We start from the raw sequence: 16,486 nt of genomic DNA, 5'->3' as shown, positions 1-16,486 counted from the left end.
TAAGTGGAGGAATTATTAGGTGAGTAAAAAAGTTAATAAAGTTGCTTTTTATCTTCCAAACCTTGGTGGTGGCGGTGCAGAAAGATCTATGCTGAACTTAATAAGGGAATTTGTAAAACACGGTTTTATTGTCGACTTAGTTTTGGCGAATGCAACAGGTCCATATCTAAATCAAGTGCCAAGTGAAGTTAACATAATAAATTTAAGGTCTCTGCATGTTTCAAAATCGCTTCCTAAATTAACAAAATATTTAAGAGAAAATAAACCTGATGTTTTAATTTCATCAATAAACCACGCAAATATTGTTGCAATAATTGCTAAATTACTTTCATTTAGGAGAACAAAGATAATTGTAAGGGTGGATAATACGCTCTCTCAAGAGTTAAAAAATTTATCAACATTAAAAGGAAAACTTATACCACTTTTAATGAAGGTGTTCTATAGATACGTGGATTTTATAGTTGCCGTATCAGAAGGAGTTAAAGAAGATCTAATAAGTTTTTTAAAAATCCCAAAAGATAAAGTAAAAGCGATTTATAACCCCGTGATAAGTTCTGATATTTTTGAAAAGGCAAAAGAACCAGTAGATCATCCCTGGTTTACTTCAGGAGAATACCCAATAATAATAGGGGTAGGTCGCCTTAATAGAGAAAAGGATTTTCAAACTCTAATTAAAGCATTTTCTTTTATTCGTAAAGAAGTTGATGCAAGGCTTGTCATCTTGGGAGAAGGAGAGGAAAGAAAAAATCTTGAGAATCTTGCAAAAGAACTTGGTATATCAGAATATTTATTGATGCCGGGATTTGTTAATAATCCTTACAAATATATGAGCAAATCTTCAGTTTTTGTTTTGTCCTCAATATATGAGGGTTTACCAACAGTTTTAATAGAAGCGCTTTCGCTGGGTATTCCTGTTGTTTCAACAGATTGTCCAAGTGGCCCAAGAGAAATTCTTGAAAACGGGAAGTATGGAAAGTTGGTACCTGTTCATAATGAAATTGCTTTGGCGCGTGCTATAATTGAGGTACTGAAAAATAAATCCAAAATTAATTTCGATTTTGATTTTCTAAAGAAATACAAATCAGAATTTGTTAAGGAATGTTATTTGGAGTTGATACAAGATGAGGAAAGATAAATTAAAAATTTATTTAGCTATTTTCTTTATTCTGTTCATTTCTATATTCGTTTCTTTATTTGATTTTTATGTCTCAGATCAGGCCAAAGTGTTATTTTTGGGAGTTATTATATCTGTTTTTTCGGTTTTTGTAATTGTTTATCGATTTAAAAAATTTGGGATATCTGACCCGGTTTTTATATTTAATTTCTTCTTTTTGTTCTATAATGGGCTCGTATTGATTAATTTTTCATATTACATTATATTTGGAAGTTTCAAAATTGATTTAATTCCTGCCGTATTTAGCTCTGATACCTTAGTAAAGGCAAGTCTTTTAGTTTTCTTTTCTTACATCAGCTTTCTTTTAGGAGTTTGGTTTTCAGAGATACCCGTAATTTCTAAATATAAGAGAAGTTTAGGTCTTTTTTACGAAAGTGATAATATTAACTACAAATTTCTTATTTTTTGGTCTGTGATTTATTACGCTATTGGTATATTAATGTTCTTCTACAGCTATTCTGGGATTTCAGGTTTTTTAAATAGCCTTTCTTTAAGCAGGCTTACAAGATTTGCCATTCTTGCAAGTGAAAGCAGTTTACCTTATTCTGGATTTGTTTTTACAAGCTTAGCATTGCTCTTCTATGTTTCATTTAAAAATAAGAGTGGTTCAATTATAATTTTGTCTTTTGTTTTTCTTTTATTTTGGGCAATACTTCTTCTTCTGCAAGGTGATAGGAGGTTTTTGATTTATTCGATTCTTATAATTGTTGTAATTTGGGGAATGATTTATGGGGATGAGATGGTTAAAAAGTTTAGTTTTGGTAGAATCATCCTTTTGTTTATTTTGGCATTGATAGGGTATGTTGGTTTTTCGTTCTTCGAAAAAGTAAGGTTTCTAATTCCTATAATTATTACAAAATTTTGGACTTGGTCTGAGTCAATTGCTTGGATTAAAAGTCATATAAGCATAGATTGGTTTATGCCCGCACGCTCTGAATTTGGTGCACCATATTTTTCCCTACTGTATTTTGTACAGAATAAGGCTGACCTTCTTTTGGGTTCGTCCTATTTGTTTGCTATTCCATATTTATTGCCACGCAGTCTTTATCCAGGCGTAAAGCCACCTTGTTTGGCAGATGCTTTTTCAATAAGAATTCATGATGAATTTTTTAGTTCACTTAGCGCGATAAAAGGTTGGGGCTATAGTCCTGTTGCGGAAGCGTATCAAAATTTTGGATTTATAGGCCCTTTTTTAGTTTTCTTTCTCTTTGGATTTTTTATAACCAAGTTATCTATGTTAAAAGAAAAAGGTTTTTGGGGAAAGCTTTTTTTTGCATTGATAATACCTGAACTTTTGAATTTCAATAGAATGTGTTTTGCTCCTGTTTTTCAGGAAGCTATTTTTATTTTACTTCCTGCAGTTATTTTGTACCTGATATTTGAAATGTTGCCTAAAGAGGGAAAAAATGAGTAAAAGTTATGAAAATTCTTAACCTTATTGACTCGCTATATGCGGGTGGTGCAGAATCACTTTTAAAGAATTTTGTAATTGAAGCAAAAAATTATCCTAATTTTAAGATTGATGTATGTACATTATATTCAAGAAATGTATTTAAAGACGATCTTATTAAAAATAGTATCAATCTATATGATCTTTCATTGCCTTTTAAATATGATTTTAGTGGAATTTTTAAGCTTGTAAAGTTGATAAGGGAAAACAATTATGATATTGTCCATGTTCATTTATTTCCTGCAGATTTGTTTGGAGCCTTGGCATCTCTATTTGTAGATAAGAAGACTAAATTTATCTTTTCCGAACATAGTATTTACAATAGAAGAAGGAATTTTAAACTGTATAAGCCAATTGATATATTTGTTTATTCACGATATAAAAGAATTGTCTGTGTAAGCAATTTAGTTAAAGAAGAACTGATTAATTATATTCCACGGCTTGTAAGTAAAGTTATTGTTATCAAAAATGCTATACCCGTGGACGATATTAAAGAGGATATCCAAAAAATATACGATGTGTTGTTTGTGGGGAGACTCGAAAAAGAAAAGGGAGTAGATATTTTGATTAGGGCTGTTTACGAGATACAATCAAAACAATCTTTAAATCTAAAAGTTGCATTAGTTGGTGATGGATCTTTAAAAAGCGAATATAAAAAACTTGTTAAAGACCTTTCGCTTGAAGATAATATTAAATTTCTTGGCATAAGAAGGGATGTGGAAAAGTTAATGAAGCTGAGCAAAATTTTTGTTCTTCCATCTCGCTACGAAGGTTTGCCAATGGTTATCCTTGAAGCAATGGCAAACAGGATTCCTATAATTGCAACGAAGGTTGGGGGAATCCCTGAAGTTATAGAAGATGGTATTGAAGGTCTCCTTGTTGAACCAGAATCTAAAGATGAGCTTACAAAGAAAATTCTGTATCTTTTGAACAACCCTTCTTTAAGAGAACAATTATCAAAAAATGCCTTTGAAAAAGTAAAAAGCGAATACTCAATCCAGTCATATACTCAGAGGATGCTTAAATTATATGAGGAGGTATTAAGTGAAGGAAGCTAACGCGAAAAGAATTCTTTTTCTTGCAACGCTCGATGTTACGATTTACTCATTTCTTATACCACATATGAAGATTTTGAAAAGTATGGGCTATGAAGTTGAAGTTGCTGCTTCTAATGTAGGCTTTACAGATAAGATTGAAAAAGAAGGTTTTAAGGTTTATAATTTACCATTCAGAAGAAATCCTTTCAGCATTTCTAATATAAAAGCTTTTTTAAAGCTTTACAGAATAATGAAAGAAAACAATTATCTAATGCTCCATACCCACACACCGGTTGCAAGTTTTTTGGGTAGGATTGCAGGTAGATTAGTGGGCATACCTCATATTGTTTATACTGCTCACGGTTTTCACTTTCATGAATATGGGAATCCTTTGAAAAATTTTATATATTACCGACTTGAAAAATTTGCAGGCAAGTTTACAGATGTTTTAATAACAATAAATGTTGATGATTATAAAGTGGCTACAGAAAAAAAGTTGATTCCCCATGGTAAAGTGGTCTATATTAAAGGGGTAGGTGTTGATTTAGAAAGGCTTAATCCAAGAAATTTTAAGGATAACAAAGAATCGGACTTTTTATCCGATAACAATAGATTTATATTTGTTTCAGTGGGAAGGCTCGAAAAAGAGAAGCATTTTGATTACTTGATAAAGGCTTTTTATTTTGTAAAGAAGCATTATCCGAATTTTGAACTCCTTGTTATTGGTGATGGGGAAGAGCAAGTATCGCTTAAAAAACTTTCACAAAGGATATCTTTGAAAGATTATGTTAGGTTTCTTGGATATGTGAAACACGTAGAAAAATATCTTTATCATTCTTTTGCATTTGTTTTTACATCTTCTCGTGAAGGCTTGCCAGTTTCAGTTATGGAAGCAATGGCAATGGAAAAACCTGTCGTTGCATATAATATAAGGGGCATAAGAGATTTAGTGGAAGATGGAGTAAATGGTTTTTTAGTTCCGTTTGGAGACATTAAAGAGCTTTCGAATAAAATTATTTACCTTATGGAACATCCTGATATTGCAAAGGAAATGGGAAAAAGAGGAAGGGAAAAAATTGAAAAGGAATTTAGTTTAAATGTAGTTTTGCAAGATATGGAAAAACTTTATAAAAAGGTTTTGGAGGAAACTTAGATGCAAAAACCTATTCGATCATTTATTAAGGAAATTTTTGATAAAGTAGTTTCTTTTTTTGCTCTGATTATTTTATTGCCACTGTTTTTGTTTGTTGCAATACTCATTAAACTTGATTCAAAAGGACCTGTATTTTTTCTTCAAGAGCGTGTTGGGAAAGATGGGAAAATTTTTAGAGTTTTTAAATTTAGGACAATGACAACAGATGCACCTGAAAAAACCAAAGGCAAGTATATAGACAAGGATAACCCATATGTGACAAGAGTTGGAAAAATTTTGAGAAGAACTGGTATTGATGAGCTACCGCAGTTAATAAACGTTCTCAAAGGAGAAATGAGTTTAGTTGGTCCAAGACCTACATTACCATATCAGGTTGCAAAATACAACGACTTTCAGAAAAAGAGGCTTCTAATGAAACCAGGTATTACAAGCTGGGCCTTGATACACGGAAGAAATAAACTCACCTGGGATGAACGCATAAAATATGATGTTTGGTATGTAGAAAACTGGTCTTTTTGGCTTGACTTAAAGATTCTTTTTAAAACTGTTTGGGTTGTTGCAACTGGCGAGGGGTTGTATGCTGACAGAGAAACAGATGACATTGCAAGGGTAGATCAATGAAAAAACTTTATATTATTGGTGCAGGTGGACACGGACAAGTTGTTTCTGATTGTGCAAAAGCAGGTGGATTTGAAATTGGTGGCTTTCTTGATGATAACAAGGACCTTTGGGGGAAAGTTGTAAATGGTATTGAGGTTCTGGGCGGTATTGGGCTTGTAAAAAAATTGGATGGGATATTTGTTGTAGCAATTGGAGATAATTTTGCAAGAAAAAAAGTAGTTGAAAGACTAAATCTCGGAATAAAATCATTTGCTACGATTATTCATCCATCTGCAATTATAGGGAGTGATGTTGATATTGGTTATGGCACAATGATAGTAGGAGAGGTTGTTGTTAACACCCATACAAAAGTTGGTAATCATGTAATTGTTAATACTATGGCATCTTTAGACCACCACAATGTTGTTGAAGATTATGTCCATGTTGCACCTGGAGTGCATACAGGGGGAAGTGTTTTTATCGGTGAAGGGACTCTTTTAGGTATTGGTTCATCAATTATTCCTGGAATTAAAATCGGTAAATGGGCAGTGATCGGTGCAGGAAGCGTAGTTATAAGAGATGTGCCAGATTATGCAACTGTAGTGGGTAATCCTGGAAAGGTCATCAAAATAAAAGGAGTTGATTTATGATGAATATACCTTTATCAAAGCCTTGGATAACCGAGGATGATATTAAGGAAGTTGCCGAGGTTTTAAAGACACCCAATTTGAGCTTGGGGCCAAAACTTCTTGAATTTGAGAATATGCTTTTACGGGTTTCAGGAAGAAAATTCGCGGTTGCCGTAAATAGTGGCACATCTGCACTTCACCTTATAATAAGGTCTCTTGGGATTAAAGACGGCGACGAAGTTATAACAACGCCATTTAGTTTTATTGCATCATCTAATTGTATTCTTTTTGAAAGGGCAAAACCTGTTTTTGTTGATATTGATCCAAATACTTATAACATAAATCCAGAACTTATAGAAGAGAAAATAACTGATAAAACCAAGGCAATCCTTGCTGTTGATGTCTTTGGGCAACCTGCTTCTTGGGACAGATTGATTGAAATTGCCAAAAAGTACAATTTGTATTTAATAGAAGATTCTGCTGAAGCAATTGGGTCGGAATACAAAGGAAAACCTGCGGGTAGTTTTGGCGTTGCTTCAGTGTTTGCATTCTATCCGAATAAACAAATCACAACTGGTGAAGGTGGAGTTGTTTTAACAGACAATGAACAGGTTTATAAACTTTCAAAAAGTATGAGAAATCAAGGAAGAGGCGAAGAAGAAACCTGGCTCTATCATACACGACTTGGTTATAATTATAGAATCTCTGATATAAACTGTGCGTTAGGCATATCTCAATTAAATCGACTTAATAAGATTATAGAAATGAGAGATACTGTAGCTAAAATGTATTCTCGAAAACTTTCTGAAGTTGAGGAGGTTATAACTCCATACATAAGTCCTGATACTACAAGAATGAGCTGGTTTGTTTATGTTATAAGACTCAAAGATAAATTTTACGGTAAAGACAGGAATATAATTATCGAAAGCCTCGGCAGAAGAGGCATACAAACCAGAAATTATTTTGAAGCTATTCATCTTGAACCTTTTTATGTTGAGCAATTTGGGTTTAAGGAAGGAGATTTTCCCGTTACTGAGTTTGTAGCTGATAGAACTATTGCACTTCCGTTTTATACTACAATGACTGAAGGGGAAGTCGATTATGTGATCAAAAATTTAAAAGAAGTTATTTATGAGGTGAAGCACTCTTGAGAAAATTTTTTAGTAGAGTTTTTAGAAACAGGGCTGTTTTGGAAAGTGCTGTTGCTAAACTTATGCTCGATATTATTTTATATAATATTTCTACATTTATTGCTGTACTTATTAGGTTTGATTTTACTTTAAGAGCCTCTTATCTACATATTGATGATCACTTTGGAATTTTGGAAAACTTGTTTTTTGTGATTTTTAATATTGCTTTTGGTTTACCTTTCCAGAGTTTTGAATTTACGAGTGTTAAAGAAATAACGGATGTCTTCATTGCTATTGCATTCTCTAAATTGTTAGCGTTTCCGTTTAGTTATATTCTTGGCGTAAGACAAAACTTTTCAAGAGGAGCTTATTTTATTTCCTTTTTGGTTGCTTTTTTGTTGTTGTCCATAGGAAGGCTATCTTACAGAGTTTTCTATGAGAAAAGAAGAAAATTTGGCAACAAATCGAATAAAAGAGAAAAAAATGTTTTAATTATTGGAGCAGGAGATGCTGGGGAAAAATTGTTAAGGGAGATTCTTTCACATCCTGAACTCAATTATAGGGTTATAGGTTTTCTTGATGACGATCCAAGGAAGAAAAGAACAACAATTCACGGATACCCTGTTATTGCCGAAATAAATAGACTTCCATATGTAATTGATAAGTATGCGGTGGATGTTGTAATTTTTGCAATTCCTACAGCCTCAAAAGAACTTTTAAAGAAAGTGGTATCTTTATCGTCAAGTAAAAATGTGGAAATAAAAACTCTGCCTGCTATCTGGGAAATTGTCTCCGGGAGAGTAACCATCCAAGATGTTAAAAATGTTGAACTTGAGGACTTATTACCACGTGCTTCAATAAGAATGAATCTTGAACCTGTGCGTAATTATTTGAATGGGAAAACCGTTCTTATAACAGGAGCAGGTGGATCTATTGGCTCAGAAATAGTGAGACAAGTTGTTGATTTTGGACCAAAAGCTATCATTCTTTTGGGACGAGGCGAAAACAGGATTTTTGATATTGAAAGAGAGTTAATCGAAAATAAAAGTTTTGATAGGGTTATTCCTGTTATTTGTGATATAAGAAACAGAGAAAAGGTTTACAGGGTGTTTGAAGAAAATAAACCTGAAGTTATTTTTCATACGGCAGCGCATAAACATGTGCCATTAATGGAAAAAAATCCAGATGAAGCAGTCATTAATAATATATTTGGTACTAAAAATATCCTTGATGCTTCTATTGACTTTGGAGCTGAAAGATTCATTAATATCTCAACGGACAAGGCAGTAAATCCTGTAAGCGTAATGGGTTTAACGAAAAGGATAACTGAAATAATGGTTATGATTTACGCTCAAAAAACAGACAAGGCTAAATTTGCAAGTGTAAGATTTGGAAATGTTCTTGGGAGTAGAGGAAGCGTTGTAGAGATATTTAAAAGGCAGATAAAAGAAACAGGTATAATTACAATTACTGATCCAAATATGGAACGCTATTTCATGCTTATACCAGAGGCAGTTCAGCTTGTTCTTATTGCAGGTGCTATGGCGAATAAAGGTGAAATTTTCGTTCTTAAAATGGGAGAACCTGTTAATATCCTTGAATTTGCACAAAACTTTGTAAGGCTTTCAGGGAAAGAAATCAATAAAGATGTGAAAATTAAGATTATAGGGAATAGAGGAAATGAAAAGATAAAGGAAGAATTATGGAGCGAAAAAGAAGTTGTTCTACAAACAGAAAACCCATATATATTGATGATATCGCCATATTTATTTATAGCACCTTATGACAGCTTATTTGAGAAGATTGAACAAATTGGCACTGTTACAAAAACTTATAATAAAGAAAAAATTGTAAAATCACTTACGAATTTTATAGATTATGTAGAAGGAAATATTAAAAATAGTTCAACAGGAGAAAAACTGTTATGAAGATTCTTGTTACAGGTGGAGCGGGTTTTATCGGGTCAAATGTTGTAGATGCATTTGTTGAGAATAGTTTTGAAGTTGCAGTTTTGGATAATCTTTCAACAGGTAAGAAGGAGAACTTAAACACAAAGGCAAAATTTTACAACGCGGATTTAAGAGATAGAAATGCCCTTGAAAAGGTCTTTAAGGAGTTTAAACCAGAGATTGTGAATCATCATGCAGCTCAGATTGATGTAAGAAAGTCTGTTGAAGATCCAGTTTTTGATGCGGAAATTAATATTGTTGGATCAACGAACCTTTTTCAACTTGCAGTAAAGTATGAAGTAAAACGAGTTGTTTTTGCCTCAACTGGTGGTGCGCTTTACGGAGAGCCAAAAGTTTTGCCTGCAAATGAGGATACACCAATTGAACCTCTTTCACCTTATGGTGTTGCAAAATACTGTGTTGAAAATTACCTAAATTACTTTAAAAGGCTCCACGGTATTGAGCGCGTAATTTTACGATATGCAAATGTGTATGGTCCAAGGCAAGACCCTCTGGGTGAGGCAGGTGTTATTTCAATATTTACAGGAAGAATCTTAGAAGGGAAACCTGTTTTTATTTTTGGTGATGGCACTCAAACAAGGGATTTTATTTATGTCGAAGATGTTGTAAATGCAAATTTACTTGCAATCGCTGGAAGCGAGGGTGTTTATAACATAGGAACAGGTGTTGAAACTTCTGTAAATGATATCGTAAAAGTCTTTGAAGAGGTTCTTGAAAGAAAAATTCAAGTAGAGTATTTGCCTCCTCGTAAGGGTGAAGTTTATCGCATTGCCCTTGACTATACAAAAGCTAAGCAATCTTTAGGATTCGAACCTACATATACACTTAAAGAAGGGATAAAGAAAACAATTGAATGGTATATTAGGAATTTATGAAATAAAATTTATGTAATTTTGTTTATAATATGGCGATGAAAAAAGATCAAAAGACCATAAAAAAAGAAAAGCAAGAAAACTCTGTAAGCCTTAATTTGATTGTGCTTTTCCTTGCATTTATTCCTCTGTTTTTCTCTGGGATCTTTCAAGGGGGATATTTTGCATGGGAAACATACCTTACTTTTCTTTTGAGTTTGCCTTCCGTAATTCTTTTTTCATATCTTAAATTCGTAAAGAAAGAACCATTTAAAGGCATTGAAGGGCTCAATTTTGCAATATTTTTATTCCTTTTGGTTTCGTTTTTTTCACTTTTCTTTACGGTATATTTTTATGCAACCTTAACTGAGTTTTTCAAAGTTGTCCTTTATGTGTTTATGTTTTATATTGCAGTAAATACTGTTGAAAATGAAAAGATTTATAAGGCCTCCCTTATTGTTATACTTTTTCTTTCTTTTATCCTCTCATTGATTGGTATTCTTGCATATATTGGCTACAAGCTTAATATTGGATTGCCGTTTTTTAATTTTCTTTTAGGTAGAGGCTTTGCAGTGAATGGAATTATTGCTTCAACACTCCAATATTCAAATACTTTTGGTGCATTTCTTGTGCTTCCTATGTTTATTTCAGTTGGGTTTTTCCTTTATGAGAACGCGGTTTTAAGGAAAATTTTGTATTCTTTTTTGTTTGTATTCTTTTTTATTACCTTTGTTCTTACTCAATCACGAGGTGCAATCCTTACATTTTTGGCAGGTTTAATTGTATTTGTGCTTCTTCTTAAAGGAAAAGAGCGATTGTATTCGATTTTGTCTATTGTGGGGCTGTTTGTAGTAGGTGCAATTTTTGTAATGATAAAAAAGGATGTTGTTTTTCCATATCTTGGCACATTGATTTATAAGTTTAATGTCTTACTTAATTTCTTAAAAAATGGAATTTATGACGAATCACTTGGTGGTCGTATCTATATGATTAAGGATACCTTTAGAATTTTGAAAGACTATCCTATTTTTGGTGCAGGATTTGGCACTTACCAATATATTTATGCAAAATACAGATCAATTTACTTCTTTTCAAAGTTTCCTCATAGCCTTCTTTTCCAGTATCTTTCTGAAGGTGGCATTTTAGGTTGCATTGCGCTTCTGTTTTTTGTGGTTTTGCTTATACATAAGGGATACAAAGTTGTCAAATCTCACTACTCTCCCTTAAATGTTGGACTTTTTTCAGGTTTGGCTGGCATCCTTCTCCATGCGTTTATTGATTTCGATTGGTCGCTTATGTTTATTCCTCTTATTACACTTTTTTCTTTTGGCTTACTTCTTTCAGAGGGAGATAAAACAAATATTGATTTTAATAAAATTTTGGGAAAATTTAATTTAAAACCGCATAAGAGTGAGACAAAACATGCCACACGCTCAAAAGACAATGCGAGTGTAAACAAGATATTTTCTTTCATTTTAATTTCATTTCTTATAACAATTTTACTCATATTTATTTTTATATCTGTAAATCTTGATAGACTTGCTTTGAATAATCAAGGGAAGGTGCCTTTAGAAAAGACAATTTCGGATTTTGAAAGTGCGATTTTGTTTAACCCATTAAATGCATCGCCTCGTTACAATCTTGCAAACTTATATGCTCAAATTGTTAAATCTCAAGGTAATGCTGACCAATCAAAGGTAAGTGTAACAAAGTTGCTTTATGAAGAGGCAATTAAAAAATACCCAATGTATTTTTTATACCATTTTGACTACGCTAAATTCCTCTATACAATCGGCGATGAAAATGCAATTTCTGAGTTTAGGAAAACAATTGAATTAAATCCTCTTGATCCTGGAGCCCATTCTTCTTTGGCGATTGCCTATTTAAACCTTAAAAATGATTTAACGGATGCAAAAAGTGAATTGGATTTGGCGCTTTCCTTGGCTCAAGATGCAATTGATAAAGGTCTTATTGGAAAGGACATTTTAACTGATATTTATATTGGATATGGTCTTTATTATGAGAAGGTAGGCAATTTAGCTAAGGCAATTGAAAATTACAAACTTGCAATCTCAACGAGTCCGAATAATCCTTATGCATATTACAAAGCTGGTTCGCTTGAAGTTAAGAATAGGGAATTACCACAGGGGATTCAGCATCTATTCTATGCTTACTATTACAATCCTAATGATCCTACAATTAGGGCGGAGTTTGAAAAGTATGCACCTGTTATCTTGGTTGCGAGTCCAAAGAATGGTGAAACATTTAAAAAGGGCGGAGAGATTAATATTACTTGGATTCCAACAAATGATAAAAATGTGGAAAGATATGTGATATGGCTTATTCCACCTAAAGGTGATTGGATACTCATCAATGGAAACCTTTCTCCAAAGACACTTTCTTATAAATATACCTTACCTAACAATGTTTCAGACGGTGCTTATACACTTCGAATTTATGCAGTTTCTCACAAAATTATGCAAGGGCAGCTTAGTGATTGGATTTCGTTTGGTGAAGTAAAAATTAATATAGCGCACTGAGTTTATTTGTTGAAAACTTCTTTTTTTACATTTTCAAGCACTTGAATGAGTTCGTCTAATTTTGTTTCAAAGACCTCTTTATATTTGAAATACTCAGCTTTACCCTTTTCTGTTATTTCGTATATATAGCGAGGGTGAGCTTCTGAATAGTCCCATTTGCCTTTTATAAGACCATGAGATTCAAGCCTCTTTAATATTGGATACATAAATCCTGGGCTTGGTTGCCAGAGGTTTGAAAGAAGTTCTGTGACTTTTTTCGAAATTGCCTCACCATAAAGAGGTTTTTCATGCACAAGATGAAGTATGTAGAATGTAATGAATTGTCTTGCACCAAAAACTGACGCTACAAAAAAATTCTTCTTTTTATCGCAAAAATCAAAAATGCCTCCCATTTTCACCTCTTACTCTAATATATATAAATCTTTATTAATTTTACGATAAATTTATTTTTCTGTCAACAGATATATTGATCTTACTTCACTCGATATGACTCAATGTGTCCGTCATTTCGAACGAAGTGAGAAATCTCCTCCTTTTTAGGGGGAGTTAGAGGGGGAGAATTTCAAATCCCCCTCTAAATAAGGTATTCCTCAGGCTAAAGCCTTCGGAATGACAAACAGAAATAACCTTCGGAATGACACAACCAGTCATTTCGAACGAATGTGAGAAATCTCCTCTTTTGGGGTAGTTCGAAGGTGGATTTTACCCCTTCGAGTAAGTGAGCAATCTCCTCTTTTGGGGTAGTTCGAAGGGGGTCTTTTACCCCTTCGATTAATGGATAAATCTCCTCTTTTGGGGTAGTTCGAAGGGGGATTTTACTTCCTCCAATGTAAACAGAGGAGATATCTTACTTCGCTCGATATGACAATTATTTTGAGGGGGCAATAAATCGCCTCCTCAACACTCCACAAAATAATAATTTTGCCTTGGGGGGAAGTTAGAAAGTGGGTACCCCCCTTTCTAATGGTTGATGGGGGACTCTCATTCTTTCGTTTATTAGAAAACATTCATCGTTTTAATAAACATGTAGTCAACAATTTTCAAAGAATATTTTTTGAAACAGGAAACTTTTCAGTATAATTTTGTATCTAATATATATGAAAATGAGAAAATTTATTACGATTTTATTTGTGTTAATCTTTTTTTTGTCATTTTATGGAAATGCTCTATCAAATGAATCCATGAGTTTTTCAAACGTTCCGGTTTCTTATTTTGAGAATGCGGTTTACAACATTGGAAGAATTTACGGCATCAAAGAAGATAAAACAATCCTTAACGAATATAATTCGCTCTTTTCTTCAAAGGATACTTTTGTGCTTGTGCTTATGTATCACAACATCTATACCAATAAGAGAATCAATTCATACGATGTAAGTCTTGAAGATTTTAAAAAGCATATAGAGATTCTTAAGAGTTATGGATTTGAAAGCATCAAACTTGATGACCTTTATGCATTTCTAATGTTTAACAAAAAGATCCCGAAAAGAAGTGTTATTTTTACATTTGACGACGGATTTAAAAGTGTCGTCCTTGCTTCATCTGTTCTTAAAGGAAATGGCTTCACAGGTGTTGCATCTCTTATTACAGGATACATTGGTTCCGTTTGGGAAGTAAATGAAAATGAGATAAAAACACTTCTAAATAATGGTTTTGAAATTTCGCTTCACTCCCACAAACTCCACAATATTTACCTAAAACTTCTTAAAGAGAAAAAGTATAAAGATATTGAGGTTGATATTAATCAGTCAAAAGAAGATGCGATTAACATTCTCCATATTTCACCTATTGCATTTACTTACCCGCAGGGAGCCTTCGATAAAACCATAGAAGAGATACTCAGGAAAAATGGTTTTAAGATTGGCTTTGGGCTCTATGGTAAATTAATAAATAAATATGGAGATAATCCTTTTTATGTAAGTAGGGTTGAAATTTCAGAAAGACTCAAAACATCAAACCCTATGGTATTTAAAAAATTCATTGAGAAATTAATAAAATAAGGTCTAAAAAAAGTTCTCGTTAGAGAGTCTAATAAATCACTTTGAAAAGTAGTTTATTACCCTTGAGGATTATCTTTTTCCTTTTGAGGAGTTTCTTCGTTTGGCTTTGTCACATCTTTTGGTTCAAGAGGTGCTGCCTCTTTCATCTCTTCTTCTGTTGCGCCAACCTTTTTCAAATCCTCATTTAATTTTGCAATCTCTTCGTTAACTCTTGCAATTTCAGAATCAAGTGCTTCAATTTCATCCACGATCTTTTTAAGACTTTCTTTCAGTTCTTCTTTAAAAGTTCCTGCCTTCAATTCGCTAAAGAAAACCTTTCCGAGTTCTTTGAAAAGACCGTCTTTCTTCAAATTGTTGTTTACAATCTGAGTTTTAAGCCCCGCAATTTTAGCTAAGATTCCCGCCTTTTCGGTTGCTTCTTTTGCACCCTTTTTAAGTTTGTCAAAGAAATCTTCCATCTTACACCTCCAAACTATTATACCCTTTTATCGGTTTTTTGTATAATTTAAAAATGGAAAACATAAAAAGGCTTTTTCAAAATCACAAACCAAGATTAGAGGCATTTGAGATTCTTAAGTATATTGGTCCTGGTTTCCTCGTTACAGTTGGTTTTATTGATCCTGGAAACTGGGCTTCAAATGTTGCCGCAGGGTCAATGTATGGATATAAACTGCTTTGGATGGTCACTCTCTCAACTATTATGCTTATCGTTTTACAACACAATGCAGCCCATCTTGGCATTGCAACAGGTCTATGCCTTGCGGAATCCTTTAACAAATTTTATAAAAAACCTATATCAACTTTTCTTCTTGTAGCAGGATATCTTGCAACCATTTCAACAACTCTTGCAGAGGTTTTAGGTGCCTCTATTGGCTTAAAGATGCTTTTTAGAATTCCTATTAAGTTTGGTGCTATAATTACAAGCATTCTTATTTTATTTTTGGTTTTAACAAACTCATATACAAAAATTGAGCGCATTATTATTGGATTTGTGAGTCTTATTGGATTGTCTTTTCTTATTGAGCTTTTTATGGTGGGTGTTGATGTTAAAAGTGCACTCTTAGGGTGGATTGTGCCGTCAGTTCCAACAGGATCGGAGCTTGTTGTGATGAGCGTATTAGGGGCAGTTGTAATGCCACATAATCTATTTCTTCACAGCGAAATCATACAGAGTAGACAATGGAACTTACAAGATGAAAAAACCATACAAAAACAGCTCTCATTTGAGTTTCTTGACACCATTTTTGCGATGTTTATTGGATTTCTTATAAATTCTGCAATGATAATAGTTGCGGCACAAGTTTTCTTTAAGTATGGAATTAAAGTATCTGAGTTAGAGACAGCACAGGCAACCTTAAAGCCTCTATTAGGTAATTTTGCATCAATTATTTTTGCGATTGCATTGCTTTTCTCTGGCATTTCCTCCTCAATTACTGCTGTAATTTCATCTGGGATTATCGTTTCGGGGGCTTCAAATGAGCCTTTTGATACCAAAGATAACCACTCAAGGATTGGTATTATATCAGCACTTGTATTTGCAACACTTATAATTTTCTTTTTAAAGGATACTTTTAAAGGGCTCATAATAAGTCAAGCCATATTGAGTATTGAACTTCCTTTTACAGTTTTAGGACAGATAACTCTTACTTCAAGCGAGCTTGTTATGGGTAAATACAAAAATCGTGGCATAGAGAAAGCTTTGTTGATCTTGACTTTTGCAGTTGTTACGATTCTCAATCTGCTTTTGCTTCTTAATATTGGAAAAATATAAACTGAGGAGATTCCTCGTGGCTATGCCACTTCGGAATGACAAACGGAAATAACCTTCGGAATGACTGCTTTTTGGTCATCTCGAACGAATGTGAGAGATCTCCGACTTTTTAGGGGGAGTTAAAGGGGGATGTGCCCTCTTCCAATGATTGTCATTTCGACGAACGTAGTGAGGAGAAATCTCC

Annotated in this window: 14 protein-coding genes; 12 read left to right on the top strand and 2 right to left on the bottom strand. The window is 33.4% G+C overall.

Annotation, left to right across the window (positions count from 1 at the left end; genetic code table 11):
• Nucleotides 1-19: 19 nt before the first annotated feature.
• The 10 genes from ACMV0E_RS06950 to ACMV0E_RS06905 are packed head-to-tail and all read left to right on the top strand — an operon-like array spanning nucleotide 20 to nucleotide 12,534.
• Complete coding sequence (locus tag ACMV0E_RS06950) at nucleotides 20-1,135, top strand: glycosyltransferase (protein ID WP_416085661.1); 1,116 nt, start codon at nucleotides 20-22, stop codon at nucleotides 1,133-1,135.
• On the top strand, nucleotides 1,122-2,588 hold the full coding sequence (locus ACMV0E_RS06945; protein ID WP_416085660.1) for an O-antigen polymerase: 1,467 nt from the start codon (nucleotides 1,122-1,124) through the stop codon (nucleotides 2,586-2,588). The genes ACMV0E_RS06950 and ACMV0E_RS06945 overlap by 14 nt, the downstream gene beginning before the upstream one ends.
• A gap of 5 nt (nucleotides 2,589-2,593) precedes the next feature.
• On the top strand, nucleotides 2,594-3,682 hold the full coding sequence (locus tag ACMV0E_RS06940) for a glycosyltransferase family 4 protein (RefSeq protein WP_416085659.1): 1,089 nt from the start codon (nucleotides 2,594-2,596) through the stop codon (nucleotides 3,680-3,682).
• Nucleotides 3,669-4,814 carry a glycosyltransferase family 4 protein gene (locus tag ACMV0E_RS06935; RefSeq protein ID WP_416085658.1) on the top strand — a complete coding sequence of 382 codons (1,146 nt, stop codon included), beginning with the start codon at nucleotides 3,669-3,671 and terminating at the stop codon, nucleotides 4,812-4,814. The genes ACMV0E_RS06940 and ACMV0E_RS06935 overlap by 14 nt, the downstream gene beginning before the upstream one ends.
• 12 nt (nucleotides 4,815-4,826) lie before the next feature.
• Nucleotides 4,827-5,435 (top strand): sugar transferase, encoded by a 609-nt coding sequence (locus ACMV0E_RS06930; protein ID WP_416085674.1) that lies wholly within the window; start codon nucleotides 4,827-4,829, stop codon nucleotides 5,433-5,435.
• Nucleotides 5,432-6,064: an acetyltransferase gene (locus ACMV0E_RS06925; protein WP_416085657.1), complete on the top strand. Its 633-nt coding sequence runs from the start codon at nucleotides 5,432-5,434 to the stop codon at nucleotides 6,062-6,064. The genes ACMV0E_RS06930 and ACMV0E_RS06925 overlap by 4 nt, the downstream gene beginning before the upstream one ends.
• Entirely contained in the window at nucleotides 6,061-7,194 is a 1,134-nt protein-coding gene (locus ACMV0E_RS06920) for a DegT/DnrJ/EryC1/StrS family aminotransferase (protein ID WP_416085656.1), read from the top strand. The genes ACMV0E_RS06925 and ACMV0E_RS06920 overlap by 4 nt, the downstream gene beginning before the upstream one ends.
• On the top strand, nucleotides 7,191-9,101 hold the full coding sequence (locus ACMV0E_RS06915; RefSeq protein ID WP_416085655.1) for a polysaccharide biosynthesis protein: 1,911 nt from the start codon (nucleotides 7,191-7,193) through the stop codon (nucleotides 9,099-9,101). The genes ACMV0E_RS06920 and ACMV0E_RS06915 overlap by 4 nt, the downstream gene beginning before the upstream one ends.
• A complete protein-coding gene (locus ACMV0E_RS06910; RefSeq protein ID WP_416085654.1) occupies nucleotides 9,098-10,018 on the top strand; it encodes an SDR family oxidoreductase in 921 nt (306 codons plus the stop codon). The genes ACMV0E_RS06915 and ACMV0E_RS06910 overlap by 4 nt, the downstream gene beginning before the upstream one ends.
• A 35-nt stretch (nucleotides 10,019-10,053) precedes the next feature.
• Nucleotides 10,054-12,534 carry an O-antigen ligase family protein gene (locus ACMV0E_RS06905; RefSeq protein ID WP_416085653.1) on the top strand — a complete coding sequence of 827 codons (2,481 nt, stop codon included), beginning with the start codon at nucleotides 10,054-10,056 and terminating at the stop codon, nucleotides 12,532-12,534.
• 2 nt (nucleotides 12,535-12,536) lie between these two features.
• Here ACMV0E_RS06905 and ACMV0E_RS06900 read toward each other — a convergent pair whose 3' ends face one another.
• Nucleotides 12,537-12,926 carry a PadR family transcriptional regulator gene (locus tag ACMV0E_RS06900; protein ID WP_416085652.1) on the bottom strand — a complete coding sequence of 130 codons (390 nt, stop codon included), beginning with the start codon at nucleotides 12,924-12,926 and terminating at the stop codon, nucleotides 12,537-12,539.
• A 711-nt stretch (nucleotides 12,927-13,637) separates the two neighbouring features.
• On the opposite strand from ACMV0E_RS06900, the gene ACMV0E_RS06895 reads away from it, so the two are divergent.
• Nucleotides 13,638-14,531 (top strand): polysaccharide deacetylase family protein, encoded by an 894-nt coding sequence (locus ACMV0E_RS06895; RefSeq protein WP_416085651.1) that lies wholly within the window; start codon nucleotides 13,638-13,640, stop codon nucleotides 14,529-14,531.
• A 56-nt stretch (nucleotides 14,532-14,587) separates the two neighbouring features.
• On the opposite strand, the gene ACMV0E_RS06890 is transcribed toward ACMV0E_RS06895, so the two are convergent.
• Nucleotides 14,588-14,989: a hypothetical protein gene (locus tag ACMV0E_RS06890; protein WP_416085650.1), complete on the bottom strand. Its 402-nt coding sequence runs from the start codon at nucleotides 14,987-14,989 to the stop codon at nucleotides 14,588-14,590.
• A 53-nt stretch (nucleotides 14,990-15,042) separates the two neighbouring features.
• On the opposite strand from ACMV0E_RS06890, the gene ACMV0E_RS06885 reads away from it, so the two are divergent.
• Nucleotides 15,043-16,302 (top strand): Nramp family divalent metal transporter, encoded by a 1,260-nt coding sequence (locus tag ACMV0E_RS06885; protein WP_416085649.1) that lies wholly within the window; start codon nucleotides 15,043-15,045, stop codon nucleotides 16,300-16,302.
• The last annotated feature ends 184 nt before the right edge of the window (nucleotides 16,303-16,486 follow it).

It is taken from the genome of Caldisericum insulae, from assembly GCF_047785965.1.
GTDB classification, from domain to species: domain Bacteria; phylum Caldisericota; class Caldisericia; order Caldisericales; family Caldisericaceae; genus Caldisericum; species Caldisericum exile_A.
The sequence above is the reverse complement of the archived record's forward strand: the minus strand, read 5'-3'. Positions and strand labels throughout refer to the sequence as shown.

Excerpts from the sequence above, each read along its gene's own strand:
- ACMV0E_RS06945 (WP_416085660.1), top strand. The coding sequence starts at position 1,122 with ATGAGGAAAGATAAATTAAAAATTTATTTAGCTATTTTCTTTATTCTG.
- ACMV0E_RS06940 (WP_416085659.1), top strand. The coding sequence starts at position 2,594 with ATGAAAATTCTTAACCTTATTGACTCGCTATATGCGGGTGGTGCAGAA.
- ACMV0E_RS06925 (WP_416085657.1), top strand. The coding sequence starts at position 5,432 with ATGAAAAAACTTTATATTATTGGTGCAGGTGGACACGGACAAGTTGTT.
- ACMV0E_RS06920 (WP_416085656.1), top strand. The coding sequence starts at position 6,061 with ATGATGAATATACCTTTATCAAAGCCTTGGATAACCGAGGATGATATT.
- ACMV0E_RS06910 (WP_416085654.1), top strand. The coding sequence starts at position 9,098 with ATGAAGATTCTTGTTACAGGTGGAGCGGGTTTTATCGGGTCAAATGTT.
- ACMV0E_RS06905 (WP_416085653.1), top strand. The coding sequence starts at position 10,054 with ATGAAAAAAGATCAAAAGACCATAAAAAAAGAAAAGCAAGAAAACTCT.
- ACMV0E_RS06900 (WP_416085652.1), bottom strand. The coding sequence starts at position 12,926 with ATGGGAGGCATTTTTGATTTTTGCGATAAAAAGAAGAATTTTTTTGTA.
- ACMV0E_RS06895 (WP_416085651.1), top strand. The coding sequence starts at position 13,638 with ATGAGAAAATTTATTACGATTTTATTTGTGTTAATCTTTTTTTTGTCA.
- ACMV0E_RS06890 (WP_416085650.1), bottom strand. The coding sequence starts at position 14,989 with ATGGAAGATTTCTTTGACAAACTTAAAAAGGGTGCAAAAGAAGCAACC.
- ACMV0E_RS06885 (WP_416085649.1), top strand. The coding sequence starts at position 15,043 with ATGGAAAACATAAAAAGGCTTTTTCAAAATCACAAACCAAGATTAGAG.